Raw genomic sequence first — 13,853 nt, 5'->3', positions numbered from 1 at the left:
CCGTGGTCTCCGGCCCTGCCCCCGTCACGGGACCACCGGTCTAAACTCCCCTAGCAGAAGCGCTTTTACGCCTGAAGGAAAGATGAACAAAGGTTGATCCTGCACCGCAACAGGGAAACAAAGCAGCAAAAAGGCCGGCTTGCGCCGGCCTTTTCATTGTCCTCGGTATTCCTACGGATGAACGATCATTCCGCAGGCGGCAGCGCAGGAAGCTCCGCTTCCGGCGCCGGCGACACGACGGCCGCCTGCTTCTCGCGCTCGTCCAGGATCAGCTTGTCGCGCTTCATCGCGACTTCGCGGATCTTGGCCATGGAGGCGCCGGTGCCCGCCGGGATCAACCGGCCGACGATGACGTTCTCCTTGAGGCCTTCGAGCGGATCGACCTTGCCGTTGACCGCCGCTTCCGTGAGGACGCGGGTGGTCTCCTGGAACGAGGCCGCCGAGAAGAAGGAGCGGGTCTGGAGGCTCGCCTTGGTGATGCCGAGCAGAACCGGCGTACCCGTGGCGATCTTCTTGCCCTCTTCCTTGGCCTTCTCGTTGAGCGCGTCGAACTCGATCTTGTCGACCTGCTCGCCGGAGATCATGTCCGTGTCGCCCTGGTCGGTGACTTCCACCTTCTGGAGCATCTGACGGACAATCACCTCGATGTGCTTGTCGTTGATGAGCACGCCCTGGAGCCGGTAGACCTCCTGGATCTCGTTGACCAGATAGGCCGCGAGTTCCTCGATGCCCTTGACCGCCAGGATGTCGTGCGGCGCCGGGTTGCCTTCCACGATGAAGTCGCCCTTTTCGACGACGTCGCCGTCCTGAAGGTGGATGTGCTTGCCCTTCGGGATCAGGTACTCGCGCGGTTCGTCGGTCTTGTCCATCGGCTCGATCGAGATGCGACGCTTGTTCTTGTAGTCGCGCCCGAACCGGATGGTGCCCGCGATTTCGGCGATGATCGCCGCATCCTTCGGACGCCGTGCCTCGAACAGTTCCGCCACCCGCGGCAGACCGCCGGTGATGTCACGCGTCTTGGCGCTTTCGGTCGAGACACGAGCGAGGATGTCGCCCGGCGCAACCTTGGCTCCGATGTCGACCGAGAGAATGGCGTCGACCGACAGCATGTAGCGGGCATCGCCGCCACGGGCGAGCTTGAGCACCTTGCCGTCCTTGCCCTTGACCACGATGGCCGGACGCAGGTCCGAGCCGCCGCGGGTCGAGCGCCAGTCGATGACCACGCGCTTGGCGATGCCGGTGGCTTCGTCGAGCGTTTCCGAGATCGACTGCCCCTCGACCAGATCCTCGAAGCCGATGGTACCTTCGACTTCGGTGAGCAGCGGACGGGTGTAGGGATCCCACTCGACGATGCGCTGGCCACGCTTGACCGTGTCGCCCTCGTCGACGTGCAGGCGCGAGCCGTACTGGATACGGTGCGTCGCGCGCTCGGTGCCGTCGGCATCGACGATCGCCACCACCATGTTGCGCACCATCGCGATCAGGTGGCCTTCGCTGTTGCGGGCGATGGCCTTGTTCCGGATCACGATCTTGCCGTCGAAGTTGGATTCGACGAACGACTGCTCGTTGAGCTGCGCCGCACCACCGATGTGGAAGGTGCGCATGGTGAGCTGGGTGCCCGGCTCGCCGATCGACTGCGCCGCGATGACGCCGACCGCTTCGCCGTGGTTGACCGGCGTGCCGCGGGCGAGGTCGCGGCCGTAGCACTTGCCGCAGATGCCGTTGACGAGTTCGCAGGTCAGTGCCGAGCGGATCTTCACCTCCTGGACGCCACCCTGGTGGATGGCATCGAGGTGGCTCTCTTCCATCAGCGTACCGCGCTTGATGATCACCTTGCCCGAGCTGTCACGCACGTCTTCGCAGGCCGTGCGTCCGAGGATGCGCGAGCCGAGCGAAGCGACCACGGTGCCGGCATCGACGATGGCGCGCATCTTGATGCCGAGCTTGGTGCCGCAGTCGTCCTGCGTGATGATGCAGTCCTGCGCGACGTCGACGAGACGACGGGTCAGGTAGCCCGAGTTCGCGGTCTTCAACGCGGTGTCCGCGAGGCCCTTGCGGGCGCCGTGGGTCGAGTTGAAGTACTCGAGCACCGAGAGGCCTTCCTTGAAGTTCGAGATGATCGGCGTCTCGATGATCTCGCCCGACGGCTTGGCCATCAGGCCGCGCATGCCGGCGAGCTGGCGCATCTGGGCCGGCGAACCGCGGGCGCCGGAGTGAGCCATCATGTAGATCGAGTTGATGTCGGCATCGGCTCCGCTCGCCGTCTTCTTGGTGGCGGAGATCTCCTTCATCATCGCCTTGGCGATTTCTTCCGTGGCCTTCGACCAGGCGTCGACGACCTTGTTGTACTTCTCGCCATGGGTGATCAGGCCGTCGTTGTACTGCTGCTCGAAGTCCTTCGCCAGCGTACGGGTGGTGTCGACGATCTTCCACTTGCCGTGCGGCACGACCATGTCGTCCTTGCCGAACGAGATGCCGGCCTTGAACGCGTTGTAGAAGCCGAGCGCCATGATGCGGTCGCAGAAGATCACCGTCTCCTTTTGGCCGCAGTGACGATAGACCTGGTCGATCACACCCGAGATCTCGCGCTTGGTCATCAGCTTGTTGATGATCTCGTACGAAATCCGCGGGTTTTTCGGCAGCAGGTTGCCGAGCATGACGCGGCCCGCGGTGGTCTCGATCCAGCGCGTCGAGACCTTGCCGGTCTCGTCCATGCCCTGCCACCGGTACTTGATCTTGGTGTGGAGGTGGATGACCTTCGCGTGCAGCGCGTGCTCGAGCTCGGCCATGTCGCCGAAGATCTTGCCCTCGCCGGGCAGGCCTTCGCGCATGATCGAGACGTAGTAGAGACCGAGCACGATGTCCTGCGACGGCACGATGATCGGCTGGCCGTTCGCGGGATGCAGGATGTTGTTGGTCGACATCATCAGGACGCGCGCTTCCAGCTGCGCTTCAAGCGACAGCGGAACGTGCACGGCCATCTGGTCGCCGTCGAAGTCGGCGTTGAACGCGGCGCAGACCAGCGGATGCAGTTGGATCGCCTTACCCTCGATCAGCACGGGCTCGAACGCCTGAATGCCGAGACGATGCAGCGTCGGCGCGCGGTTGAGCAGCACCGGATGCTCGCGGATCACCTCGTCCAGGATGTCCCAGACCTCGGGCCGCTCCTTCTCGACCAGCTTCTTGGCCTGCTTCACGGTGGTGGACAGGCCCTTGGCGTCAAGCCGCGAATAGATGAACGGCTTGAACAGCTCGAGCGCCATCTTCTTCGGCAGGCCGCACTGATGCAGGCGCAGCTCGGGACCGACCACGATCACCGAACGGCCCGAATAGTCGACGCGCTTGCCGAGCAGGTTCTGGCGGAAGCGGCCCTGCTTGCCCTTGAGCATGTCGGCGAGCGACTTCAGCGGGCGCTTGTTGGCGCCCGTGATGACGCGGCCGCGGCGGCCGTTGTCGAACAGAGCATCGACCGCTTCCTGAAGCATGCGCTTCTCGTTGCGGATGATGATGTCGGGCGCGCGCAGCTCCATCAGCCGCTTCAAGCGGTTGTTGCGGTTGATGACGCGGCGGTAGAGGTCGTTGAGGTCCGAGGTCGCGAAGCGGCCGCCGTCCAGCGGCACCAGCGGACGCAGGTCCGGCGGGATCACCGGAACCACGGTCATGATCATCCATTCCGGCTTGTTGCCGGAGTGGCGGAACGCTTCGACGATCTTCAGGCGCTTTGCGAGCTTCTTGTGCTTGATGTCGGAGTCGGTCTCCTGCATCTCGACGCGCAAGGAGGCCTCGAGCTTCTCGAGGTCCATGCCCTTGAGCAGCTCGCGGATCGCTTCGGCGCCGATCATGGCGGTGAAGGAATCCTGGCCGTACTCGTCCTGCGCCTTCAGATACTCGTCTTCCGACAGCAGCTGACGGTCCTTCAGCGCGGTGAGGCCCGGCTCCAGCACGACGTAGTATTCGAAGTAGAGGATCCGCTCGAGATCCTTCAGCGTCATGTCGAGCAGGAGGCCGATGCGCGAGGGCAGCGACTTCAGGAACCAGATGTGGGCGACCGGGGCTGCGAGCTCGATATGGCCCATGCGCTCGCGCCGCACGCGCGACAGCGTGACCTCGACCGAGCACTTCTCGCAGATGATGCCCTTGTACTTCATGCGCTTGTACTTGCCGCACAAGCACTCGTAGTCCTTGATCGGCCCGAAGATGCGGGCGCAGAACAGGCCGTCGCGCTCGGGCTTGAAGGTACGGTAGTTGATGGTCTCCGGCTTCTTGATCTCGCCGTAGGACCAGGACAGAATCTTCTCTGGAGACGCGATCGAGATCCGGATCTGGTCGAAGACCTGAGCCGGAGTCGTCGGATTGAAGAGATTCATAATTTCTTGGTTCATCGTCTTCTCCTCGCGTGCCGGTCGCCTCCGGCCGCAAATTCGAAAATCACTCAAGCGGGGCGCCCTGCCCTCAAGGCATTGGGAAGGGGCACCGATGCCCGGCCGCTAAAGGCCGGGCATGAAAGGTCGAATTACTCGGCCGCTTCCGACGTCGGCGCCGGTCCCATCTTGGAGTTGTGCAGGTCGACGTTGAGGCCGAGCGAGCGCATTTCCTTGACCAGCACGTTGAACGATTCCGGAATACCGGCCTCGAACGTGTCGTCGCCGCGCACGATCGCCTCGTACACCTTGGTGCGGCCGGCGACGTCGTCCGACTTCACCGTCAGCATCTCCTGGAGCGTGTACGCCGCGCCGTAAGCCTCGAGCGCCCACACCTCCATTTCGCCGAAGCGCTGGCCGCCGAACTGCGCCTTGCCGCCCAGCGGTTGCTGGGTAACGAGCGAGTACGGACCGATCGAACGCGCATGGATCTTGTCGTCGACCAGATGGTGCAGCTTGAGCATGTAGATGTAGCCCACCGTCACCTTGCGATCGAACGGATCGCCGGTGCGGCCGTCATAGACGGTCGACTGACCCGAAGCGTCGAGACCGGCAAGCTTCAGCATCTCCTCGATGTCGGCTTCCTTGGCGCCGTCGAACACCGGCGTCGCGATCGGCACGCCGCGGCTCAGATTGTGGCCGAGCTCGATCAGTTCGTTGTCGTTGAGCGACTTGATCGTCTCGTCCTCGCCGTAGACCTTCTTCAAGGTTTCCTTCAGCGGCTTGATGTCCTGCTTCGACAGGTAGGCATCGACCGTCTGGCCGATGCGCTTGCCGAGGCCGGCGCAAGCCCAGCCGAGATGGGTCTCGAGGATCTGTCCGACGTTCATGCGCGAGGGCACGCCGAGCGGATTGAGCACGATGTCGGCGTGCGTGCCGTCTTCGAGGAACGGCATGTCCTCGATCGGCACGATCTTCGACACCACGCCCTTGTTGCCGTGGCGGCCAGCCATCTTGTCGCCGGGCTGGATCTTGCGCTTCACCGCGACGAAGACCTTGACCATCTTCATCACGCCGGGCGGCAATTCGTCACCGCGCTGGAGCTTCTCGACCTTGTCGAGAAAGCGCTGCTCGAGCCCCTTCTTCGACTCGTCGTACTGCTTCCGCATGGCCTCGATCTCGGCCATCAGCTTGTCGTTCGGCGACGCGAACAGCCACCACTGCGACTTCGGGTACTCCTCGAGCACCGCACGGGTGATCTTGGTGTCCTTCTTGAAGCCCTTCGGACCCGCAATGCCCTGCCGCCCCTCGAGGAGCTCGGCAAGACGGTTGTAGACGTTGCGGTCCAGGATCGCCTGCTCGTCGTCGCGGTCCTTGGCCAGACGCTCGATCTCTTCCCGCTCGATCGCCAGCGCACGTTCGTCCTTGTCGACGCCGTGACGGTTGAACACGCGCACTTCCACGATCGTGCCCTGCACGCCCGGAGGAACGCGCAGCGAGGTGTCGCGAACGTCGGAGGCCTTCTCGCCGAAGATGGCGCGCAGGAGCTTTTCTTCCGGCGTCATCGGGCTTTCACCCTTCGGCGTGATCTTGCCGACCAGGATGTCGCCGGCGCGCACTTCCGCGCCGATGTAGACGATACCGGCTTCGTCGAGGTTCTTGAGCGCTTCTTCCGAGACGTTCGGAATGTCGCGGGTGATTTCCTCAGGCCCGAGCTTGGTGTCGCGGGCCATCACCTCGAACTCCTCGATGTGGATCGAGGTGAAGACGTCTTCCTTCACGATCCGCTCGGAGAGCAGGATCGAGTCTTCGAAGTTGTAGCCGTTCCACGGCATGAACGCGACCAGCACGTTCCGGCCGAGCGCGAGCTCGCCGAGATCGGTCGACGGACCGTCCGCGATGATGTCGCCCTTCTTGACGATGTCGCCGACCTTCACCAGCGGACGCTGGTTGATGCAGGTCGACTGGTTGGAGCGCTGGTACTTCATCAGCCGGTAGATATCGACGCCCGACTTGGTCGGATCGAGATCTTCGGTGGCGCGGATCACGACGCGGGTGGCGTCGATCTGGTCGATCACGCCCGAGCGGCGCGCCGCGATCGCGGCGCCCGAGTCACGGGCAACGACGCCTTCCATGCCGGTGCCGACGAACGGCGCCTCGGCGCGAACCAGCGGCACCGCCTGGCGCTGCATGTTCGAGCCCATCAGCGCGCGGTTGGCGTCGTCGTTCTCGAGGAACGGGATCAACGCCGCGGCGACCGAAACGAGCTGCTTCGGCGACACGTCCATGTAGTCGACCTTGTCCGGCGTCACCGGCAAGACTTCGCCGGCGTGACGGCAGACCACGAGGTCTTCGGTGAAGCGGCCCTTCGGGTCGAGCGGCACGTTGGCCTGCGCGACCGTGTAGCGGCCCTCCTCCATCGCCGAGAGGTACACGACCTCGTCGGTGACGCGGCCGTCCTTGACCTTGCGGTACGGCGTCTCGACGAAGCCGTACTTGTTCACGCGCGCGAAGGTCGCGAGCGAGTTGATCAGGCCGATGTTCGGACCTTCCGGCGTCTCGATCGGGCAGATGCGGCCGTAATGCGTCGGATGCACGTCGCGCACCTCGAAGCCGGCGCGCTCGCGGGTCAGACCGCCCGGTCCAAGCGCCGACAGGCGGCGCTTGTGGGTGATCTCCGACAGCGGGTTGGTCTGGTCCATGAACTGCGAAAGCTGCGAGGAGCCGAAGAACTCGCGCACCGCGGCAGCCGCGGGCTTCGCGTTGATCAGGTCCTGGGGCATGACCGTGTCGATGTCGACCGAGGACATGCGCTCCTTGATCGCGCGCTCCATACGCAGCAGGCCGATACGGTACTGATTCTCCATGAGCTCGCCGACCGAACGCACACGGCGGTTGCCGAGATGGTCGATGTCGTCGATCTCGCCCTTGCCGTCGCGAAGGTCCACCAGCGTCTTGATGACGGAGAGGATGTCTTCCTTGCGCAGCGTGCGCTGGGTGTCCGGCGCATCGAGGTCGAGGCGCATGTTCATCTTGACGCGGCCGACCGCGGAAAGGTCATAGCGCTCGGCGTCGAAGAACAGCGACTGGAACATGGCCTGCGCCGAATCCAGCGTCGGCGGCTCGCCCGGACGCATCACGCGGTAGATGTCGAACAGCGCGTCCTCGCGCGTCATGTTCTTGTCGGCCGAGAGCGTGTTGCGGATGTAGGCGCCGACATTGACGTGGTCGATGTCGAGCAGCGGCAGCTCCTTGTAGCCCTGCTCGTTGAGGGCCTTCATGTTCTTGTCGGTGATCTCCTCGCCGGCCTCGGCGTGGATCTCGCCGGTCTTCGGATTGACGAGATCCTCGGCGAGGTAGTTGCCGACGAGTTCCTCATCCGACAGGCGCAGCGCCTTCAGCCCCTTCTCCTGGAGCTGGCGGGCGGCACGGACGGTGAGCTTCTTGCCGGCCTCGAGCACGACCTTGCCGGTGTCGGCGTCGATCAGGTCGTTGATGGTCGAGTAGCCGCGGAAACGGTTGGCGTCGAACGGAACGCGCCAGCCTTCCTTGGTCCGCTTGTAGAGGATCTTCTTGTAGAACGTGGACAGGATCGCCTCGCCGTCAAGGCCGAGCGCGAACATCAGCGACGTCACCGGAATCTTGCGGCGACGGTCGATACGCGCATAGACGATGTCCTTGGCGTCGAACTCGATGTCGAGCCAGGAGCCGCGATACGGAATCACGCGGGCGGCGAACAGCAGCTTGCCCGAGGAATGGGTCTTGCCCTTGTCGTGGTCGAAGAACACGCCGGGCGAACGGTGCATCTGCGAGACGATCACGCGCTCGGTGCCGTTGACGATGAAGGTGCCGTTCATCGTCATGAGCGGGATGTCGCCCATGTAGACGTCCTGCTCCTTGATGTCCTTCACCGACTTGGCGCCGGTTTCCTCGTCGATATCGAACACGATGAGGCGCAGCGTCACCTTGAGGGGCGCCGCGAAGGTCATGCCGCGCTGGCGGCACTCGTCGACGTCATACTTCGGCTGCTCGAACTCGTAGCGGACGAATTCCAGCATCGAGGTGCCCGAGAAGTCGGAGATCGGAAACACCGAGCGGAACACCGCCTGCAGACCCTCGTCGAGACGCCCGCCCTGGGGTTCGTCGACCATCAGGAACTGATCATAGGACGCCTTTTGAACCTCGATGAGGTTCGGCATCTCGGCGACTTCCTTGATGTGTCCGAAGAACTTGCGAACGCGTTTGCGACCGGTGAATGTCTGCTGCGCCATCGTGGCCTCTCATTTCGTCGCCCGCTCTGGGCGCGCCGTCCAGGACGCAGCTGCCGCCGCTCCCCGGGTTGAATTTTTCGAACCCGTTTTGGGGACCAAAAATCCAGTTTCAGGCCGTCATGTCCTGAATCTGTTCTTCAGACCTTCAAAACGCAAAACGACGCGCGGGGCGCATAGGCACGCCCGCCCGTCACAACGATTGTCTTCACGGACTGCAAAAGCCCGAAATAGCCTGCTCTCCCAACGGCTTACAGGGAAATCCCGCATCCCTGCCCACCGCGCTTTCGTGCTGCCGACCCGATATGGGGCGACAATAGTGCAGATTCGAGGGGTAAACCCTCAAATCCCCACACTTTTTCGTGTTCGGCCCGCGTCGGGACGTTCCGTCGCACGCCTTTTGCATCTGGCCCGCCCTCGTAAGGGTGGACCAAGATCCCGGGCCTCGCTTGGCGCTCGCCCGGGATCTCATGCCAGCAAGCTTGCGCTTACTTGAGCTCGACCTTCGCGCCAGCCTTCTCGAGCTGGGCCTTGATCTTGTCGGCTTCTTCCTTGTTCACGCCTTCCTTGACCGGCTTCGGAGCACCCTCGACGAGGTCCTTTGCTTCCTTCAGGCCGAGACCGGTGATGGCGCGGACTTCCTTGATGACCTCGATCTTCTTGTCGCCGGCGCTGGCGAGAACGACCGTGAACTCGGTCTTCTCTTCCGCCGGAGCGGCGGCAGCGCCACCACCAGCCGGGCCGGCCACGGCGACAGCCGCGGCAGCCGAAACGCCCCACTTCTCTTCGAGGAGCTTCGCGAGTTCGGCAGCTTCGAGCACGGTGAGGCTCGAGAGGTCGTCAACGATCTTCTGCAAGTCAGCCATTGTTCAGTTTCCTTACGTGTAAGTCTGGTTCGGGTTTGAGTTTTGCGAAGGGCGTCAGGCCGCTTCGCCCTTTGAGGCATGAGCCTGGATGACACGCGCGAGCTTGCCCGCGGGCGCGTTGGCGAGCTGAGCGAGCTTGGTCGCCGGGGCCACAATCAGGCCGACGATCTTGCCGCGCAGTTCGTCAAGCGACGGCAGCGAGGCAAGCGCCTTCACGCCGTCGACATTCAGGACGGTCTTCCCCATCGAGCCGCCGACGATGACGAACTTTTCGTTCGCCTTGGCGAATTCGATGGCGACCTTTGGCGCCGCTACCGGATCGTTCGAAGTGGCGATCACGGTCGGTCCCTTCAGCATGGGGCCGATGGCAACGACGTCAGTGCCTTCAAGAGCAATTTTGGCGAGACGGTTCTTCGAGACCTTCACCGAGGCACCCGCCTGCTTCATCTGCTGGCGCAGCTTCTGCATCTGGGCGACGGTGAGGCCGGAATATTGAGCAACGACCGCGACGCTCGTGGTCTTGAAGACCCCATTGAGCTGTTCGACCGCTTCTTTTTTTGCCGCTCGTTCCACAGCAAGCTCTTTCCGGTTGGCGGTCATCGCGAAAGCGGGACCGCCGGGTTGCACCCATCGTCCCGCCCAAACCTGAACCTCAGGGGGCAAACCCTTCGGACACGCCGGGCAAGACGACAATTCAAAGCCTGCCCTCCGGGAGCCCGCTAGAGCCCACGGCGTGTCGAGGTCCGAACCAGACCCGTTCCGCAAGCCAGCCCTTAAAGCTGGATGCGAAGTGAAATCCGGTCTTCACCCGTCTATGCAGGCCATGCGATTAAGCCGTTGAGAAATCGAAATTTCCCGCGGGCGCCTGCAGTCTTGGACAGGACAAGGTCAGCCGGCGAACCGCCCGACCCCTGCCCGCATTCCACCAACCGACGGGTTTTCCTTCCTTTTCCGGCAAATCCTTGCGGACGTCCTGAAAAGGAATGATCTCCTGTCTTGTCGGGTTTTCGGAATGCGTGCACGAACGCGCCAGCCGAGGCCGGCACGTCCGGAGGCGGTTCTTTAACCGCTCCGGGCCTGCTTGCCAAGAGCAAAATTCACACCAGTTCCAATCCGTTGCCGGGCGGGCTTGAGATGGCCCAACAAGGACCGATTCAGGCCGATTTGACCGCGTAAGGCAGCGGCTTGCCCGCGAAGAACGCGGTCAAGTTCGCAAGTACACAGTTCTGCATGGCGACGTGCGAGTCCAGGGTGTGGCCGCCGATATGGGGGGCGAACACGACGTTCGGGAGCGCGGTCAGCGCGTCGGGCGTGTGCGGTTCCTGCTCGAAGACGTCGAGGCCGGCGCCGGCGATGGTCTTGTCGGTCAGCGCCGCAACCAGGGCCTTCTCGTCGATGACGGAGCCGCGGGAGATGTTGACGACATAGCCGTCCGCCCCGAGGCGCCCCAGGATATCGGCGTTGACGACGTGCTGGGTCTCGGCCCCTGCCCGGACCGCGATCATCAGCACGCTGCACCAGTCGGCGAGCGCCTCCAGCGTCGGGAAATATTGATAGGCCAGATCGTATTTGCTGCGGCTGAAATAGCCGACCTCGCTCTCGAAGGCGGCGCAGCGCGCGGCGATCTTGCGGCCGATCTCGCCCATGCCGTAGACGCCGATACGGCGGCCGGGCATGCCGGCCTGCGGACGCATCATCTGCGAGGGCTTTGACGCGGCCCAATCGCCACTGCGGACATACTGGTCGGCGACCAGGATCCGCCGCGTCGTCGCCAGCATCAGGGTCATCGCGATATCGGCAACCGAGGCCGCATTGGCCCCCGGGCTGTGGCCGACCGCGATGTCACGCGCGGCGGCCGCTTTCAGGTCGACGCCATCATAGCCGGTGCCGTAGCAGACGATGGCGCCGAGATTCGGAAACAGGTCCATCGCCTCGGCCCCGAGCGGGGTGCCGCCCCCAGTCAGCATCGCGCGAATGCCGCCGAGCTCGTCCGCCGAAAACACCTCCCGCACGGGCTTGCCGCCGGTGTCGAGCAGCTCGAACCGCTCGGCGAAGCGCGCCATCATCGTCTTGGGGAAGCGCGAGTAGATCAGGACCTTGTCAGCCATTGTTCTCGTTTCCAGTGAACGCCGCCACAAACGAAGAGGGGCGGAATCGGTTGCCCAATTCCGCCCCTCGCCTCGTGCAATTTCCAAACCTCTAGCCGAGGCAAACCTTAGCCGAGAATGGTGCCCGGCTCGACCTTCACGCCGGGGCCCATCGTCGAGGACACCGCAACGCGCTGGATGTAGGTCCCCTTGGAACCGGCCGGCTTCGCCTTGGAGACAGCGTCAGCCAGGGCCTTGATGTTCTCGACCAGCTTCTCCTCGGAGAACGAGGCCTTGCCGACGCCGGCCTGCAGGATGCCGGCCTTCTCGACGCGGAACTCGACCGAGCCGCCCTTGGCACCCTTCACCGCACCGGTGACGTCCATGGTCACGGTACCGATCTTAGGGTTCGGCATCAGGCCGCGCGGGCCCAGCACCTTACCGAGACGGCCGACCAGCGGCATCATGTCGGGGGTGGCGATACAGCGGTCGAAATCGATCGAGCCGTTCTGCACCTTCTCGACCAGGTCTTCGGCGCCGACGACATCGGCACCTGCCGCCTTGGCCTCATCGGCCTTGGCGCCACGGGCGAACACGCCGACGCGCAGCGTACGGCCGGTGCCGTTCGGCAGGGTTACGACGCCACGGACCATCTGGTCGGCGTGACGGGGATCGACGCCGAGATTGATCGCGACCTCGATGGTCTCGTCGAACTTCGCCTTCGCGCGTTCCTTGACCATCTTGATGGCTTCCGCGAGCGGGTAAAGCTTTTCGCGGTCAACACCTTCGCGGGCTTTGTTCAAACGCTTTCCGATTGCCATGACCGCTTACCCCGCCACTTCCAGACCCATCGAACGGGCAGAGCCCTCGACCATCTTCATGGCCGATTCGATGGTGTCGCAATTCAGGTCCTTCATCTTCTTCTCGGCGATCTCGCGCACCTGCGCCTTGGTCACCTTGCCGGCCTTGTCGCGGCCCGGCGCCTTCGAGCCGGACTGGATCTTGGCGGCCTGCTTGAGGAAGTAGGACATCGGCGGCGTCTTCATCTCGAAGGTGAAGGAGCGGTCCGCATAGATGGTGATGATCACCGGGATCGGGGTGTTCTTCTCTTCCTTCTGGGTCTGGGCGTTGAACGCCTTGCAGAACTCCATGATGTTGAGACCGCGCTGACCAAGCGCGGGACCGATCGGGGGCGAAGGATTCGCCGCACCGGCCGGGACCTGAAGCTTCAGGTATCCGGTCACTTTCTTTGCCATGTATCACTCCTGTTGTGCCGGCATGTCGCCGGCGGTTTCAGGTTCGTGGTCTGGGTCGGATGCGGCTGGCAACCGCCCTCTCCCTCCCACGGCCTCTCTTTGCGCGAAGCCTTCGGCTTCACGCGCGACCCGATCAGACCTTCTCGACCTGACCGAATTCCAGCTCGACCGGCGTGGCGCGGCCGAAGATCGACACCGCGACCTTCACGCGCGAGCGCGCCTCGTCGATTTCCTCGACCACACCCGAGAACGAGGCGAACGGGCCGTCGGCCACGCGCACGTTCTCGCCGATCTCGAACGACACCGACGCCTTCGGCCGTTCCACGCCTTCCTGCACCTGGTGCAGGATGCGCATGGCCTCGGCTTCCGAGATCGGCATCGGCTTGTTTTCCGCGCCGAGGAAGCCGGTCACCTTCGGCGTGTTCTTGATCAGATGAAACGCCTCGTCGGTCAGCTTCATCTTCACCAGCACGTAGCCCGGGAAGAACTTGCGCTCGGCGTCGATCTTGCGGCCGCGACGCACTTCCGTGACCTTCTCGGTCGGAACCAGCACCAGCTCGAACAGCTCCTCGAGCCCGCGCTGCTTGGCCTGCTCGCGGATCGATTCGGCGACCTTCTTCTCGAAGTTCGAATAGGCGTGGACGATGTACCAGCGCTTGTCGGACAATTGAGCGGTTGCTGTAGCCATCAGTGAATGCCCAAGAGGAAGGTAATGAGGTAACGGATGATCTGGTCGGCGGCGAAGAAGAAGATCGAGGCCACGGCGACCATGACGAACACCATGATGGTGGTGATCGTGGTCTCGCGACGGGTCGGCCAGGTGACCTTGGCGGTCTCCGAGCGCACTTCCTGCAAGAACTTGAACGGGCTGACTGCCATCGTTTGATGTCCAACGTCCGTCGACAGACGCGAATGAATTTCAGGGATCCGAACAGCCGCCGTTGGCCCAGCCCTCTGTCTCGAAGGATGAGCCGGAAACCGGGCTCGATTGTTCGGGGGATTTCAAAGCCGCGCC

General features: G+C 63.5%; 9 protein-coding genes. All 9 read right to left on the bottom strand.

The window, feature by feature from the left end; genetic code table 11:
- Positions 1–185: 185 nt before the first annotated feature.
- The 9 genes from rpoC to secE all read right to left on the bottom strand — a co-directional run bounded on the left by rpoC (position 186) and on the right by secE (position 13,717).
- The gene (rpoC, locus tag EI171_RS20720) at positions 186–4,382 is read right to left on the bottom strand and encodes a DNA-directed RNA polymerase subunit beta' (protein WP_011088158.1); all 4,197 of its coding nucleotides are present in this window, start codon (positions 4,380–4,382) and stop codon (positions 186–188) included.
- A 131-nt stretch (positions 4,383–4,513) separates the two neighbouring features.
- Positions 4,514–8,632 (bottom strand): DNA-directed RNA polymerase subunit beta, encoded by a 4,119-nt coding sequence (rpoB, locus tag EI171_RS20715; RefSeq protein WP_011088159.1) that lies wholly within the window; start codon positions 8,630–8,632, stop codon positions 4,514–4,516.
- A gap of 485 nt (positions 8,633–9,117) precedes the next feature.
- Positions 9,118–9,495 carry a 50S ribosomal protein L7/L12 gene (gene rplL / locus EI171_RS20710; protein WP_027549190.1) on the bottom strand — a complete coding sequence of 126 codons (378 nt, stop codon included), beginning with the start codon at positions 9,493–9,495 and terminating at the stop codon, positions 9,118–9,120.
- A gap of 54 nt (positions 9,496–9,549) precedes the next feature.
- Positions 9,550–10,068, bottom strand: a complete 519-nt coding sequence (rplJ, locus tag EI171_RS20705) for a 50S ribosomal protein L10 (protein ID WP_011088161.1) — start codon at positions 10,066–10,068, stop codon at positions 9,550–9,552.
- 581 nt (positions 10,069–10,649) lie between these two features.
- Positions 10,650–11,603: a 2-hydroxyacid dehydrogenase gene (locus EI171_RS20700; protein ID WP_161534561.1), complete on the bottom strand. Its 954-nt coding sequence runs from the start codon at positions 11,601–11,603 to the stop codon at positions 10,650–10,652.
- Positions 11,604–11,710: 107 nt separating this feature from the next.
- Entirely contained in the window at positions 11,711–12,403 is a 693-nt protein-coding gene (gene rplA, locus EI171_RS20695; protein WP_011088163.1) for a 50S ribosomal protein L1, read from the bottom strand.
- A gap of 6 nt (positions 12,404–12,409) precedes the next feature.
- Positions 12,410–12,838, bottom strand: a complete 429-nt coding sequence (gene rplK, locus EI171_RS20690) for a 50S ribosomal protein L11 (RefSeq protein ID WP_011088164.1) — start codon at positions 12,836–12,838, stop codon at positions 12,410–12,412.
- Between the two features lie 133 nt (positions 12,839–12,971).
- Complete coding sequence (gene nusG, locus EI171_RS20685) at positions 12,972–13,526, bottom strand: transcription termination/antitermination protein NusG (protein ID WP_007602985.1); 555 nt, start codon at positions 13,524–13,526, stop codon at positions 12,972–12,974.
- The gene (secE, locus tag EI171_RS20680) at positions 13,526–13,717 is read right to left on the bottom strand and encodes a preprotein translocase subunit SecE (RefSeq protein WP_007611620.1); all 192 of its coding nucleotides are present in this window, start codon (positions 13,715–13,717) and stop codon (positions 13,526–13,528) included. Before secE ends, nusG begins: the two co-directional genes overlap by 1 nt.
- Positions 13,718–13,853: the final 136 nt, after the last annotated feature.

Origin of the sequence: Bradyrhizobium sp. LCT2 (assembly GCF_009931255.1) — a bacterium.
Lineage (GTDB): Bacteria > Pseudomonadota > Alphaproteobacteria > Rhizobiales > Xanthobacteraceae > Bradyrhizobium > Bradyrhizobium diazoefficiens.
The sequence above is the reverse complement of the archived record's forward strand: the minus strand, read 5'-3'. Positions and strand labels throughout refer to the sequence as shown.

Bases quoted from the DNA above. Each gene is read 5' to 3' on its own strand.
- rpoC (WP_011088158.1), bottom strand. From the start codon at position 4,382: ATGAACCAAGAAATTATGAATCTCTTCAATCCGACGACTCCGGCTCAG.
- rpoB (WP_011088159.1), bottom strand. From the start codon at position 8,632: ATGGCGCAGCAGACATTCACCGGTCGCAAACGCGTTCGCAAGTTCTTC.
- rplL (WP_027549190.1), bottom strand. From the start codon at position 9,495: ATGGCTGACTTGCAGAAGATCGTTGACGACCTCTCGAGCCTCACCGTG.
- EI171_RS20700 (WP_161534561.1), bottom strand. From the start codon at position 11,603: ATGGCTGACAAGGTCCTGATCTACTCGCGCTTCCCCAAGACGATGATG.
- rplA (WP_011088163.1), bottom strand. From the start codon at position 12,403: ATGGCAATCGGAAAGCGTTTGAACAAAGCCCGCGAAGGTGTTGACCGC.
- rplK (WP_011088164.1), bottom strand. From the start codon at position 12,838: ATGGCAAAGAAAGTGACCGGATACCTGAAGCTTCAGGTCCCGGCCGGT.
- nusG (WP_007602985.1), bottom strand. From the start codon at position 13,526: ATGGCTACAGCAACCGCTCAATTGTCCGACAAGCGCTGGTACATCGTC.
- secE (WP_007611620.1), bottom strand. From the start codon at position 13,717: ATGGCAGTCAGCCCGTTCAAGTTCTTGCAGGAAGTGCGCTCGGAGACC.